This window comes from Chryseobacterium sp. (genome assembly GCF_029240215.1).
Lineage (GTDB): Bacteria > Bacteroidota > Bacteroidia > Flavobacteriales > Weeksellaceae > Chryseobacterium.
On sequence record NZ_JARBTK010000001.1, the window covers coordinates 582,955 to 596,316 of the forward strand.

Below are 13,362 nucleotides of genomic sequence, written 5' to 3' on the forward strand. Positions count from 1 at the left end.
AATAAAATGTTAAATAATTATCGTTAATATGAGATTTATTAGTTTTTTTAAACGCAAAAAAAAGACTCCATTAAAAATGAAGTCTTTAAATATTATTTCAGAAGATGATTAAACATCAATCTTCGCGTATTTTGCATTCTTTTCGATAAATTCTCTTCTTGGCGGAACCTCATCTCCCATCAACATTGAGAAAACACTGTCAGCTTCTACCGCATTATCAATCGTTACCTGCTTCAGAATTCTGTGTTCAGGATTTAGTGTTGTTTCCCAAAGCTGCTCAGGATTCATTTCCCCAAGACCTTTATAACGCTGAACTTCAACACCTTTTCCGTCCGGAGCCATCTCTAAAGTAAATTCTTCACGCTCTTTTTCATTATAAGCATATGTTTTTTTATTCCCCTTCTTTAATAGATATAAAGGAGGTTGAGCAATATAAATATATCCGTTCTCAATCATTTCTTTCATAAAACGGAAGAAGAATGTAAGAATCAAAGTAGAAATGTGAGAACCGTCAATATCAGCATCGGTCATGATTACTACTTTATGGTATCTTAACTTCGCCATATTCAATGCTTTGCTATCTTCTTCTGTACCTACAGAAACACCTAAAGCCGTGTAAATATTTTTAATCTCTTCGTTATCATACACTTTGTGAAGCATTGATTTCTCAACATTCAAAATTTTACCTCTCAAAGGAAGAATCGCCTGGAAATGTCTGTCTCTACCCTGCTTTGCAGTTCCACCTGCCGAATCTCCCTCGACTAAGAACAATTCAGATTCTGCAGGATCTTTTGATGAACAGTCAGAAAGTTTACCCGGCAAGCCGGAACCTCCCATCGGAGATTTTCTCTGAACCATTTCACGGGCTTTTTTCGCAGCCTGTCTCGCTTTTGCAGCCAAAACAACTTTTTGAACGATGATTTTTGCCTCGTTAGGATTTTCTTCCAAGAAATTGGTAAGCATTTCACCAACGATTTTATCAACTGCACCTGAAACTTCAGAGTTACCCAGTTTCGTTTTTGTTTGTCCTTCAAACTGAGGCTCCATTACTTTTACAGAAATTACAGCCGTCAAACCTTCACGGAAATCGTCTCCGGTAATTTCTACTTTTTCTTTAGCAGGAATTCCTAAATCATCTGCATATTTCTTCAAAGTTCTCGTCAAAGCACGTCTAAAACCTGCTAAGTGAGTTCCTCCTTCATGAGTATTGATGTTATTTACATAAGAATGTAAATTTTCGCTGAACGAAGTGTTGTAACGCATCGCAACTTCCACAGGAATGTCATCTCTTTCACCTTCCATGAAAATAACGTTTTCCATTATTGCTTCGCGGTTTCCATCGATAAATTCAACGAATTCTTTTAAACCTCCTTCAGAATGAAAAACCTCAAAAGCGAAAGATCCGTCTTCGTTAGGCTCTCTTTCATCAACTAAAGTAATTGTAATTCCTTTATTTAGGAAAGATAATTCTCTTAATCTTGCAGCAAGTGTATCATAGTTATAAACCAATTCCTGAAAAATAGTTCCGTCCGGCTGGAAGAAAACTTCAGTTCCTCTTTCATCTGTAGTTCCTATTTCCTCAACTTGCGTTAATGCTTTTCCTTCAGAATATTTTTGCTGATATAATTTACCATCACGGCTTACTGTAGCTACCAACAAAGTAGAAAGTGCGTTCACACATGAAACACCTACCCCGTGAAGACCACCGGAAACTTTGTAAGAATCCTTATCAAATTTTCCACCCGCTCCGATTTTGGTCATTACAACCTCTAAAGCTGATTTTTGTTCTTTCTCATGAAAATCTACAGGAATACCTCTACCGTTATCTTTTACAGAGATACTTTCTCCCTGATGTATTGTTACTAAGATCGTATCACAATGACCTGCAAGAGCTTCGTCAATAGAGTTATCCACTACTTCATAAACCAAATGATGAAGACCTCTCACTCCTACATCACCAATGTACATAGATGGTCTTAATCGAACGTGCTCCATGCCTTCTAATGCCTGGATACTACTAGCTGTATATTGTTTTTGACTCATATAAAATTGAAATATTTGCTTAATGCAAAGACTCACAAATATCGTGATTTTTTTCGACTTATGAAAGTAATTTACCTCTAAAAATATCAGAATTTATCCTAAAATTTGAATGATTTGTTCAACAAAAAAACAATAAAGTTACAATGCAGATTTGAATTGATTGCAATGTTTTAAATCATATAAAGTTACCATAATTTTATCCGTAACTTTCAGCTGAAAAATTGATATTATGGATGATTTCATTGCAGCACGCGCTCAAATGGCACTCTCGTTAGGCTTTCATATTATATTTGCCTGCGTTGGAATGGTAATGCCGTTTTTGATGGCTTTTGCCCACTGGAAATATCTGAAAACAGGAAACGAAATTTATAAAGGTCTCACCAAAGCATGGAGCAAAGGTGTCGCAATTCTTTTTGCAACCGGAGCCGTTTCAGGAACAATGCTTTCGTTTGAATTGGGATTGCTTTGGCCGGGATTTATGAAACACGCAGGTCCTATTTTCGGAATGCCTTTTTCTCTTGAGGGAACGGCATTTTTTATTGAGGCAATTGCTATCGGTTTTTTCCTTTACGGTTGGGATAAATTTAATAAATGGTTTCACTGGTTTTGCGGATTTTTAGTTGGCTTGAGCGGATTAGCTTCCGGGATTCTTGTTGTTGCGGCTAATGCTTGGATGAACTCTCCTGCAGGTTTTGATTATATAAATGGAGAATATGTAAATATTGACCCAATAAAAGCAATGTTTAATGAGGCTTGGTTTCCACAAGCTTTACATATGACGGTGGCTGCATTTTGTGCAACAGGTTTTGCTGTTGCGGGAGTTCATGCATTATTAATTATGAGAAAGAAAAATGTAGAATTTCATACCAAAGCTTTTAAAATTGCCGCAGCTTTTGCGCTTGTCGGTGCTTTTGGTGCTCCATTAAGTGGTGATGTTGCTGCAAAATCTGTTGCAGAAAGGCAACCCATAAAATTAGCTGCAATGGAAGCTCATTTTGAAACTGAAAAAGGTGCTGCATTCGTTTTGGGTGGAATTCCTGATGAAGAAAAAGGAGAAATAAAATATGCTCTAAAAATTCCAAAAGTTTTAAGTTTTCTGGTAAGTAATGATTTTGATGCTGAAGTAAAAGGCTTAAATGATTTTCCGAGAGACGAATGGCCTCCTGTAGCTGTTGTACACTATGCTTTTCAGATCATGATTTTCTTTGGAGTCGTGATGATCTGTATCGGAAGTTTGTATCTCTACTCTTTCTTTTTCAAAAAAGAATGGCTGACGAAAAACTGGCTGTTAAAGACATTTCTTTTCGCAACACCTTTCGGATATATTGCTCTGGAAGCCGGCTGGACAGTCACTGAAGTCGGCCGACAACCCTGGATTATCTACGGTATTATGAAAACCGCAGATGCTGTTACTCCGATGCCGGGAATTCAGTATTCATTTTACTTTTTTACTGCTATTTTCATTTCATTATCATTGATTATCATTTTTCTTTTGAGAAGACAGATACAAATGGTTCCGAGACTTTATGATCCGACCGATGCGCAGTTTAACTCTAAAAACAAAAAATCATGATCTACGTTGTAATCGGTTTTCTATGGCTTTCTGTATGTCTGTACCTCATTTTGGGCGGTGCAGATTTCGGAGCCGGAATAGTAGAATTAATGACCAAAAAGAAAAACAGGAAATATACCGAAAAAATAATGTACGAGTCGATCGCCCCTGTCTGGGAAGCCAATCATATGTGGCTGATCATTGCGATTGTCATTCTCTTTGTCGGTTTTCCGGAAATTTATACTACCATGTCTACTTATCTTCATATTCCGTTGGTATTAATGCTTCTAGGAATTATTGCGAGAGGAACGGCATTTACATTCAGACATTATGATGCGGTGAAGGACGATTGGCAGATTATCTATACCCAAATATTTTATTATGCGAGTTTATTAACTCCTTTTTTCTTAGGCTTAATAGCTGCAGCTACTGTTTCACAATCTATTAATCCTGATGCCAAAACTTTTCTAGACTTATATATTTTCAGTTGGCTCAATTGGTTTGGAGTTTCAGTAGGATTTTTTGTTGTAGCACTTTGTGCTTATTTGGCATCAATATTTTCCTTACGAGAAACCAACGACAGACTGGAACTTAATTTAATGATCAAAAAATCACAACAAACCATGATTTTTGTGGTGATAACAGGACTATTGGTTTTCGTAACTGCTTACTTTTCAGACATTCCATTGGTAAAATGGGTGTTTTCAAAACCCTTAGGTATTATGTCAATCACGTTTGCTACTATGGCTTTAGGTTTAATTTTAAAAGCCATGCACAACAAGAAACTTTTACCCGTAAGAGCTTTAGCCGGATTTCAGATTATTATGATTTTGGTTGCGGCAACTTATCAGCACAATCCTGATATTATCTTATTAGGAAACGGAGAACATCTTTCTTTATTGAAGCACATAGCAGCTCCGAAAACCATTTCAGCTTTAGGATGGGCTTTGATTTTGGGTTCACTGTGCATTTTACCTTTTTTATTTTATCTGATGTTTTCGTTTACGAAAGCATCGAGCAAAAAATTGTAAATTACTTTTTAAGTAAAACCAATTCTACTCTTCTGTTTTTAATCCGGTCTGCTTCTGTAACTTCAGGATAAACGACCGGATTGAGGTGTCCTGATCCGTTGGCTTTAATTCTTGAGGCTTGTATGCCTTGTTTTATTAAAAATTCTTTAATGGCATTTGCTCTGGTCCATGATAAATTGAAAGTTCCCAAATCTGTATCTTCACCATCAAAATTCTCGTAATCACAACAAATATGACCTTGCAGTTCTATTTCTAATGAGGGATTTTCTTTTAATATTTTTAAAAGCCTCAAAAGGTTTGGGTTTCCGCTTGGAAGCCAAACATGACGACCTCCGATAAAATTTACATCAGGAAGAGAAAAAGTATCTTTTACTTTCATCTGAGCAATTTTTGTACTCAAAAAACTGGGTAATGCTTTTCGGGAAATTTTTTCTCCTTTAGCAAATGTTTTTTCAATAAACACATCTACTCTTCTGTTTTTACTGCGTAAATCTTCTGTGCTGTTATCATTAATCTGTTTTTCGATTCCTAAACCAACTGTACTTGCCAATTTTATCTTGTTTCCAATTTTTCCTTTTAAATATTCACTGACGGCATTTGCACGGTTTTCTGACAATTTTTTGTTGAGTTCAACATTTCCCGAAGGATCGCAATTTCCAAAGATTCTGAAAGTGAGATTTGATTTTAACTGTGCTAAACTATCAAGCTTTACTTTAGATTCTTGACTGAGCTCATAACTGTTATTTTTAAAATATATTGAACTCACTGTTTGTGAATTCATGTTAATCGAAATGAAAAACAGAAATAAGAATATGAGAGTTTTCACTTAGCTTTTTTTTAACAACGAAAAATATTTATTTGTAGTTTATCTGAAATAAAAATTCCTGAAAATAATTTCAGGAATTTTTATTTCTAATTAAGAGTAATGATTAATTTTAAACCAGTTTCATCAAAACATTCTCATCAATCTTCTCCACCTTCACCAAATTATGTTTAGTCAAAGTTTTAGAAGCTTTATCCCATTTTTTTCCTGATAATTGACTTCTCTCTTTCACTTCAGCTAAAGAAAATGCTTCTTGTTGAGAATTTAAAATTTCAAGAATCACTTTTTCGTCTTCACCCAATTCTATTTGAGGAACAGTTTTTTCCGGTCTCATCTGAGGGAAGAACAATACTTCCTGAATTGACGGATTATTCGTTAAAAACATAATCAATCTGTCCATTCCGATCCCTAAACCAGAGGTTGGCGGCATTCCGTATTCTAAAGCTCTTAGGAAATCTTCGTCGATGAATTGTCCAGCTTCATCATCACCTTTTTCAGCTAATTTCAACTGTTCTTCAAAACGCTCTCTTTGATCGATCGGATCATTTAATTCCGAATAAGCATTAGCAATTTCTTTTCCACAAACCATTAATTCAAAACGTTCTGTAAGACCTTCTTTGCTTCTATGTTTTTTCGTTAAAGGCGACATTTCGATCGGGTAATCTGTAATGAAAGTCGGTTGGATAAAGTTTCCTTCACATTTTTCGCCAAAAATTTCATCGATTAATTTTCCTTTACCCATCGTTTCGTTAACGTCGATTCCGATAGATTTAGCAAAGTCGAATAATTCCTGCTCCGTTTTACCTGTAATATCAAAACCTGTATATTTTTGAATCGCTTCAGTCATAGAAACTCGTGGATAAGGTGCTTTCCAGCTGATCGTATGCTCGCCAAAAGTAGATTCAGAATTTCCGTTCACTGAAGTTGCGCAGAATTCCAACAATTTTTCTGTGAAGTCCATCATCCAATTATAATCTTTATAAGCAACATAGATTTCCGTTGCTGTAAATTCCGGGTTGTGCGTTCTGTCCATTCCTTCATTTCTGAAGTTTTTCGAAAATTCATAAACACCGTCAAATCCACCAACGATCAGTCTTTTCAGATACAATTCGTTTGCAATTCTTAAATATAATGGAATATCTAAAGCATTATGATGGGTTATAAACGGTCTCGCCGCAGCTCCACCAGGAATTGACTGTAAAATTGGAGTTTCAACTTCAAAATATCCTGCATCATTAAAGAAAGTTCTCATTGCATTGAACAATTTTGTTCTTTTCACGAAAATTTCTTTCACTTGCGGATTCACCGTTAAATCTACATAACGCTGTCTGTATCTCATTTCCGGATCGTTGAAAGCATCATGTACTACTCCATTTTCATCCGTTTTTGCCTGTGGGAGTGGACGTAATGCTTTGGTAAGCAACGTAAAGTTTTTTACCAAAACTGTTTTTTCACCAACCTGAGTCGTAAACAATTCGCCTTCAATTCCGATGATATCACCGATGTCTAATAAATGCTTGTAAACATCGTTATATAAAGTTTTGTCTTCTCCTGTACAGATCTCGTCTCTGTTGAAGTACACCTGAATTTTACCTGTAGAATCCTGCAATTCAGCAAAAGAAGCCTTCCCCTGAATTCTGCGGGACATCAATCTTCCCGCAATCTTCACCTGTTTACTTTCAGAAAAATCCTGTTTTATAGATTCTGTAGTATCTGTAATGACATATTCTTCTGCCGGGAAAGCGTTGATTCCCATTTCAACAAGCTTATTCAGCTTTTCTCTTCTAATGATTTCCTGTTCTGATAATTGCATTATAATTCAATTTTTTCGAATTGCAAAAATAGTGAATTTTAAGTGTTTATGGAAGTTAAATTTTCGAGCAACCACAAAATAACAAACATTATTTATTGTAATTTATTTCAATACACACTTTGTCATTCCGGAGGAATCTCTACAGCTTTGTCTAGATCCTTCCGGAATGACAAAGTGAGGTTTAATTCTCGAAACAAGATATGAACATTCAATTTTCAGCCCGACTTGAGCGGAAATCTTTTTGCAAAGCAAAAGATTGGGATCGGAAGGCATAAATGAGATATAAGCGAACGCTTTTATCGAAGTTTACGAACCAAGTTCGTTGCTGCCAAAAAAATTAGACCCAAGTTTTTCTTTCTTTCGGGAGCACAAAAGTCCAAGCCAAAATCCTGCTCACTTTCTGACCTTGCGCCATATCAATTGTTTTCACTTCGACAGCTTTTACTTTTTTTAAAAGTGAATTCAGTTTGAAAAGATTTTCTTTTTTGGAAACCAAACATGTAAACCAAAGAATTTGAGTCGAATACAAAGCACTTTCCTCAATCATTTTTGAGATAAAAGCCACTTCGCCACCTTCACACCAAAGTTCAGATTGTTGTCCACTAAAATTGAGATTTGGCTTTTGAGCCTTTGACTTTTTAAGATTTTTTGTTTTTCTGAGATTTCCTTTCAAGGCAGATTCTTCTGAATCATGAAATGGTGGATTGCACATGGAGAAAGTGAATCTATCCTCAGAATTAAGAATATTTTTAAATGTAAAATTTGAATCCGGCTGGAATCTCAATTTTATATTTTCAGAAAAACCAGGATTATAATCCAAAATTTTCTGAGCATTTTCCAAAGATTTTTGATTGATATCTGTTCCGATCATCTCCCAATCATAAGATTGATGGGCAATCAAAGGATAGACAAGATTGGCTCCGGTTCCGATATCCAAACCTTTTATCAATAAACCTTTGGGTATTTCCGCTAAATTTTCAGCTAATAAATCTGCGATGTAATGAATATAATCTGCACGTCCCGGAATGGGTGGACAAAGATTTTCGTCAGGAATATCCCAATTTTTAACATCATAAAAATGTTGCAATAAAGCTTTATTAAGCAATTTTACAGCTTTCGGAATGCTGAAATTTAAGGTTAAATTCCCATAAGCATTGGTGAAAACATAATGTTTCAGTTCCGGCACACAGGAAATCAACTGTTCAAAATTGTAAGAATTTCGATGTAAATTTCTTATGTGCAGTCCTGATTTTTCGGTCATCAACTATTTTTTCTGACTTAAAATATATTCCACCATTTTTTTTGCGTCAGCTTTTGACACTTGCGGATGAGGCTGCATCGGAACACTTCCCCAAACTCCGCTTCCTCCTTCTATAATTTTTGAAGCCAGCATTTCAATATCCTTTTCAGAATATTTTGCAGAAATTTCTTTATATGAAGGTCCGATCAAACGTTCATCGGCATTATGACACGCCATACAGTCAGATGCTTCTATCAAGCTTTGTCCCGAAACATTGGTCGTGACAGGTGTAGAAGCATCTGATGAAGGTTGTATTTCTGAATTTTCTTTCTTAGAACAGGAAAAAGTAAGCAAACTCAATACTCCCGTTAAAAACAGTTTTTTCATTATTTTTTTGATGCCGTAGAATCTGTAGATGGTGACGGAGCAGGAATTGCAGTTGCCGGAGCAGTTTCAGTTTTAACTGTAGAATCAGCCGGAACAGTAGGAGCTGCAGGTTCTTCAAGCATAATATTGCTGTCTTGTAAAGATTTGTCTGTTTTTTTTGAACAACTAACTGCGAATAAACTTCCGATAAATGCGATTGCTAATACTTTTTTCATATGTAAATACTTATTGTTTTTAAAGGACATATGTTATCGCTACTCAAAATGCTTGTGAATTTAAAACAAACAGAGCGATTTCATATCTAAATTTCTATTATTTCTAATTATTATAACAAAACCGAAACCGATTTCATAGCCTTTTAATCTGCTGACAAAAATATAAAAATAAACTTTTAAATAAGAGAATTCACACCTTTTTTAAATCATAATTAAATTTTTTCTAATTTTTGTTTTTGATATAAAAAAAATATCTACATTTGTCCCATGTTTAATACAAGCAACAATTTTTGGTGGTGGCACTCAAACTCTTCGTCGGGTCTGATGCTATTATCTTGTTGCTAAATACAACCGGAATATTATAGAAAATATATAGACTTTGACGATTGCGTTGAAGTCTTTTTTTTGTCAACTATTTAAAAAAATTAAAATGTTTAACAACAAAATCCACATAAAAACTACCTCCAAAAAATCATTGGGCGATCTTCAGACTCCGATGAATATTTATCTTCAGATTCGCGATAAGTTCAGAGATACGATCTTACTTGAAAGTTCGGATATCAAAAGCACCGACAACAATTTTTCATTTATTGCGATCAATGCAATTGCCGGAATTGAGATCAAAAATCATCACGAATTTGAAATAAAATTTCCAAATGAAAATCCGGAGAAAAAAACTTTAGAGAACATTCAAGTGACAGATTTGCTTAATGATTTTTCAAAAGTTTTTGTATGTGAAAAAACAAATGAAAAAATAGAGGAAACCGCTCAAAGTCTTTTTGGATATACAAGTTTTGATGCTGTTCCGCTTTTTGAGAAAATTGACTTTAAACCACAAAGCAAAGAAGTTGAAATTCCGATTCTTCGTTACAGATTGTATCAGTATGTCATTGCGATCAATCATTACAATGATGAGATGCATTTGATAGAAAATGAAATCGATGGCGTAAAATCTGAAGCCTACACTTTGGAAAATTTAATTAAAAATAAAAATTCTGTCGTTTTTCCTTTTGAAAAAATAGATGAAGAAACTTCTAATCTTACTGACGAAGAGTATCTTGAACTGGTAAAAGTGGCTCAAAAACATTGTATGCGAGGCGATGTTTTTCAGTTGGTTCTCAGCAGAAGATTTGAGCAGAAATTCAAAGGAGATGAATTCAATGTGTATCGTGCTTTAAGAAATATCAATCCTTCACCTTATCTTTTCTTTTTCGATTACGGAAACTACAAACTATTCGGATCAAGTCCTGAAAGTCAATTGATTATTAAAGATAACAAAGCAATTATTCATCCCATCGCAGGAACATTTAAAAGAACCAACGATTTTGAAACCGATTTACTTTCAGCCGAAGCTTTAAAAAAAGATCCCAAAGAAAATGCCGAACATACAATGTTGGTGGATTTGGCAAGAAATGATCTTGGAAAACTCGGAAAAAATGTTACTGTAACCAAATTAAAAGAAATTCAGCTTTTTTCTCATGTCATTCATATGGTAAGTGAAGTTACAGCAGATTTGGAAGAAAATACCAATCCATTTGAAATTGTTTCTGCAACTTTTCCACAGGGAACTTTAAGCGGAGCTCCAAAATACAAAGCTCTTGAGTTGATTAATGAATACGAAAAAGATTCTCGAGGTTATTATGGTGGCTGCATCGGGATGATTGGATTAAATGGCGATTGCAATCAGGCGATTATGATCAGAACTTTTTTAAGCAAAAACAATACTCTTTTTTATCAGGCCGGAGCCGGTTTGGTGGCAAAATCAATTCCCAAAAATGAGTTGGAAGAAGTCAACAATAAGTTAAATGCTTTGAAAAAAGCAGTTGAAAAAGCAGAAAAATTGGTTGCTAATTAATTATTAAAGAAAAATAAAATGACAAATATTTTAAAACCAACAACCAACAACGAACAACCAACAACTAAAATATTGGTATTCGATAACTACGATAGTTTCACTTACAATCTCGTTCAGATGATTGAAAAAATCACCAATCAAAAAGTTGATGTTCATCGAAATGATGAAATTTCATTAGAAGAAATTGAAAAATATGACAAAATCATTCTCTCTCCAGGTCCTGGAATTCCTGAAGAAGCCGGAATTTTACTGGATTTGATTAAAAAATATGCTCCAAAGAAAAGTATTCTCGGAGTTTGCCTTGGTCAACAAGCAATTGCAGAAGCTTTTGGTGGAAATTTGATTAATCTTTCAGAGATTTTTCATGGGGTTGCAACGACTTCAAAAACGATAAAGGAAGATGTAAAGCTTTTCAAAAATTTACCAAAAGAAATCGAGGTTGGAAGATACCACAGTTGGGCTGTCAACAACGAAAATTTTCCTGACGAGTTAGAAATTACCGCAGTCGATAATGACGGAATGATCATGGCTTTGCAACATAAAACCTACGATGTCCACGGCGTTCAGTTTCACCCCGAAAGTATTTTGACACCTGAAGGAGAAGTGATTATCAGAAATTTTCTTTTGAATTAATTTTAAATAGAAATGAAAATTCTGAGTTGGAATCTTGAACGACCAAAGAAAAATCAGGCTATGAAAATAGAGAAAATTAAGAGTTTAATTGTCGCTGAAAATCCTGATATCATTATTCTCACAGAAAACAATCTTTGTTTAGATTTTGGAGAAAAATATTTTAGTTTACATACAACGGTTTTACCTCCGATCTATGAAAACCAAAACTACTCGGAAGGTGAAAACAGAGTAAGTATTTATTCTAAATTCCCTTTTAAAGAAAAGATTTCAACATACGACTCTTTTACAAGTATTTGTGGATTAGTGGAAACTCCTTTTGGTGAGCTTACTATATATGGAAGCATTATTGGAAGTTTTGGTGGAAGAGGTTTTCACTTTGAAAATGATTTAGAACAACAGAAAAACGATATTACCAATTTGAAGGGAAATATTTGTTTTTCAGGAGATTTCAACATCTCATTTTCCGGCTGGAAATATCCAGGTGCAAAAGTTATTGAAGAAACAAAAGATTTTTTTGAGAATCAAAATTTAGAAATACTTACTAAAAAAAATGAAGATTCTGCAATTCATACAGTGATAAATATGGATTTTTTGTCCAATAAAACATATACAACAAAAATGATCGAAATCGAAAAAAATATATCTGATCACAATTTAATAATCTGTGAAATTTTTAACCAAAATCAACACAAATGAAAGAAATCTTAGAATACCTTTTCAATCATCATACTTTGTCAAAATCTGAAGCAAAAGCGATTATGATTGAGATTGCTCAAAATAAATTCAACACAGCAGAAGTTACAGCATTTATCACTGTTTTTCTGATGCGGAATATTACCTTAAAAGAACTTGAAGGTTTCAGACAGGCTCTGCTGCAAATGGCAGTTCCCGTCAACATCGATGCGAGCGATGCTTTGGATATTGTCGGAACAGGCGGTGACGGGAAAAATACCATCAACATTTCTACTTTAGCAGGCTTTGTTATTGCAGGAGCCGGACAAAAAGTAACCAAACACGGAAATTACGGTGCATCGACAATTACAGGCTCTTCAAATGTTCTGGAAGAACTTGGTTATCAATTTCATAATGATTCTGAAAGTCTGAATGAAGATTTAGAAAAAGCAAATATTTGTTTTTTACATGCACCCTATTTTCATCCCGCTTTGCAATCAGTAGGAGCTTTGCGAAGATCTTTAGGGTTACGAACTTTCTTCAATTTGCTCGGACCTTTAGTGAATCCTGCAAAACCTCAGTTTTCGGTGATCGGAGTTTACAATTTAGAAATTGCAAGAATTTATCAATATCTCCTTCAAAAAGACAATCGTGAATTCACAATTGTGCACGGATTGGATGGTTATGATGAAATAAGCTTAACCAGCGACAGCAAAATCATCACAAAAAACAGCGAAGAAATTTACTCCACGAAAGATTTAGGTTTTAATACTTTAGATCCAAAAAGTATTGTTGCCGGAGAAACTCCTCAAGAATCAGCCAAAATTTTCAGAAATATTTTGGAAGGTAATGGAACGTTTGAGCAAAACGCAGTTGTTGTTGCTAATGCGGCGGTTGCGCTTCATCATACTCAAAAATTCGGAAAATATGAAGACTGTCTCCTTCTTGCTCAGGAAAGTCTGGAAAGCGGGAAAGCATTGAGAAGTCTGAATAATTTAATTCATTAATTTTTTTATGGCGACAATTTCCGTCTTCCACTCCCACTCTTTTGCTTTGCAAAAGGAGTTCTGTTCAAGCCGGGTCGCAATGTGTAAGAAT

Annotated in this window: 12 protein-coding genes; 6 read left to right on the top strand and 6 right to left on the bottom strand. The window is 34.8% G+C overall.

Features of this window, described 5'->3' with window-relative positions; genetic code table 11:
• Window positions 1-108 precede the first annotated feature (108 nt).
• Window positions 109-2,043 (bottom strand): DNA topoisomerase (ATP-hydrolyzing) subunit B, encoded by a 1,935-nt coding sequence (gyrB, locus tag K0R77_RS02595; RefSeq protein WP_300347009.1) that lies wholly within the window; start codon window positions 2,041-2,043, stop codon window positions 109-111.
• A 229-nt stretch (window positions 2,044-2,272) separates the two neighbouring features.
• Here gyrB and K0R77_RS02600 point away from each other — a divergent pair, with 229 nt between their 5' ends.
• Window positions 2,273-3,616: a cytochrome ubiquinol oxidase subunit I gene (locus K0R77_RS02600; protein WP_300347011.1), complete on the top strand. Its 1,344-nt coding sequence runs from the start codon at window positions 2,273-2,275 to the stop codon at window positions 3,614-3,616.
• Window positions 3,613-4,626 (top strand): cytochrome d ubiquinol oxidase subunit II, encoded by a 1,014-nt coding sequence (locus K0R77_RS02605; RefSeq protein WP_300347013.1) that lies wholly within the window; start codon window positions 3,613-3,615, stop codon window positions 4,624-4,626. The genes K0R77_RS02600 and K0R77_RS02605 overlap by 4 nt, the downstream gene beginning before the upstream one ends.
• Before the next feature lies 1 nt (window position 4,627).
• On the opposite strand, the gene K0R77_RS02610 is transcribed toward K0R77_RS02605, so the two are convergent.
• The 5 genes from K0R77_RS02610 to K0R77_RS02630 form a co-directional block, all read right to left on the bottom strand.
• Window positions 4,628-5,392: an OmpA family protein gene (locus K0R77_RS02610; protein ID WP_300347015.1), complete on the bottom strand. Its 765-nt coding sequence runs from the start codon at window positions 5,390-5,392 to the stop codon at window positions 4,628-4,630.
• A gap of 169 nt (window positions 5,393-5,561) precedes the next feature.
• Window positions 5,562-7,262 (bottom strand): lysine--tRNA ligase, encoded by a 1,701-nt coding sequence (gene lysS / locus K0R77_RS02615; protein ID WP_300347017.1) that lies wholly within the window; start codon window positions 7,260-7,262, stop codon window positions 5,562-5,564.
• A 337-nt stretch (window positions 7,263-7,599) separates the two neighbouring features.
• The gene (gene rlmF, locus K0R77_RS02620) at window positions 7,600-8,523 is read right to left on the bottom strand and encodes a 23S rRNA (adenine(1618)-N(6))-methyltransferase RlmF (protein WP_300347019.1); all 924 of its coding nucleotides are present in this window, start codon (window positions 8,521-8,523) and stop codon (window positions 7,600-7,602) included.
• Window positions 8,524-8,526: 3 nt separating this feature from the next.
• Window positions 8,527-8,889, bottom strand: a complete 363-nt coding sequence (locus tag K0R77_RS02625) for a c-type cytochrome (RefSeq protein ID WP_300347021.1) — start codon at window positions 8,887-8,889, stop codon at window positions 8,527-8,529.
• Window positions 8,889-9,104, bottom strand: coding sequence for a hypothetical protein (locus K0R77_RS02630; RefSeq protein ID WP_300347022.1), 216 nt, complete (start codon window positions 9,102-9,104; stop codon window positions 8,889-8,891). The genes K0R77_RS02625 and K0R77_RS02630 overlap by 1 nt, the downstream gene beginning before the upstream one ends.
• 430 nt (window positions 9,105-9,534) lie before the next feature.
• Here K0R77_RS02630 and K0R77_RS02635 point away from each other — a divergent pair, with 430 nt between their 5' ends.
• Genes K0R77_RS02635 through trpD form a run of 4 tightly spaced genes read left to right on the top strand, consistent with a single transcriptional unit; the run spans window position 9,535 to window position 13,271 of the window.
• Complete coding sequence (locus tag K0R77_RS02635; protein ID WP_300347023.1) at window positions 9,535-10,959, top strand: anthranilate synthase component I family protein; 1,425 nt, start codon at window positions 9,535-9,537, stop codon at window positions 10,957-10,959.
• A gap of 18 nt (window positions 10,960-10,977) precedes the next feature.
• The gene (locus K0R77_RS02640; RefSeq protein ID WP_300347025.1) at window positions 10,978-11,592 is read left to right on the top strand and encodes an aminodeoxychorismate/anthranilate synthase component II; all 615 of its coding nucleotides are present in this window, start codon (window positions 10,978-10,980) and stop codon (window positions 11,590-11,592) included.
• Window positions 11,593-11,604: 12 nt separating this feature from the next.
• Window positions 11,605-12,288, top strand: coding sequence for an endonuclease/exonuclease/phosphatase family protein (locus K0R77_RS02645; RefSeq protein WP_300347027.1), 684 nt, complete (start codon window positions 11,605-11,607; stop codon window positions 12,286-12,288).
• The gene (gene trpD / locus K0R77_RS02650) at window positions 12,285-13,271 is read left to right on the top strand and encodes an anthranilate phosphoribosyltransferase (RefSeq protein WP_300347029.1); all 987 of its coding nucleotides are present in this window, start codon (window positions 12,285-12,287) and stop codon (window positions 13,269-13,271) included. The genes K0R77_RS02645 and trpD overlap by 4 nt, the downstream gene beginning before the upstream one ends.
• Window positions 13,272-13,362 lie beyond the last annotated feature (91 nt).

Bases quoted from the DNA above. Each gene is read 5' to 3' on its own strand.
- trpD (WP_300347029.1), top strand. From the start codon at position 12,285: ATGAAAGAAATCTTAGAATACCTTTTCAATCATCATACTTTGTCAAAA.
- K0R77_RS02600 (WP_300347011.1), top strand. From the start codon at position 2,273: ATGGATGATTTCATTGCAGCACGCGCTCAAATGGCACTCTCGTTAGGC.
- gyrB (WP_300347009.1), bottom strand. From the start codon at position 2,043: ATGAGTCAAAAACAATATACAGCTAGTAGTATCCAGGCATTAGAAGGC.
- K0R77_RS02640 (WP_300347025.1), top strand. From the start codon at position 10,978: ATGACAAATATTTTAAAACCAACAACCAACAACGAACAACCAACAACT.
- K0R77_RS02625 (WP_300347021.1), bottom strand. From the start codon at position 8,889: ATGAAAAAACTGTTTTTAACGGGAGTATTGAGTTTGCTTACTTTTTCC.
- K0R77_RS02635 (WP_300347023.1), top strand. From the start codon at position 9,535: ATGTTTAACAACAAAATCCACATAAAAACTACCTCCAAAAAATCATTG.
- K0R77_RS02630 (WP_300347022.1), bottom strand. From the start codon at position 9,104: ATGAAAAAAGTATTAGCAATCGCATTTATCGGAAGTTTATTCGCAGTT.
- K0R77_RS02605 (WP_300347013.1), top strand. From the start codon at position 3,613: ATGATCTACGTTGTAATCGGTTTTCTATGGCTTTCTGTATGTCTGTAC.
- rlmF (WP_300347019.1), bottom strand. From the start codon at position 8,523: ATGACCGAAAAATCAGGACTGCACATAAGAAATTTACATCGAAATTCT.
- lysS (WP_300347017.1), bottom strand. From the start codon at position 7,262: ATGCAATTATCAGAACAGGAAATCATTAGAAGAGAAAAGCTGAATAAG.
- K0R77_RS02645 (WP_300347027.1), top strand. From the start codon at position 11,605: ATGAAAATTCTGAGTTGGAATCTTGAACGACCAAAGAAAAATCAGGCT.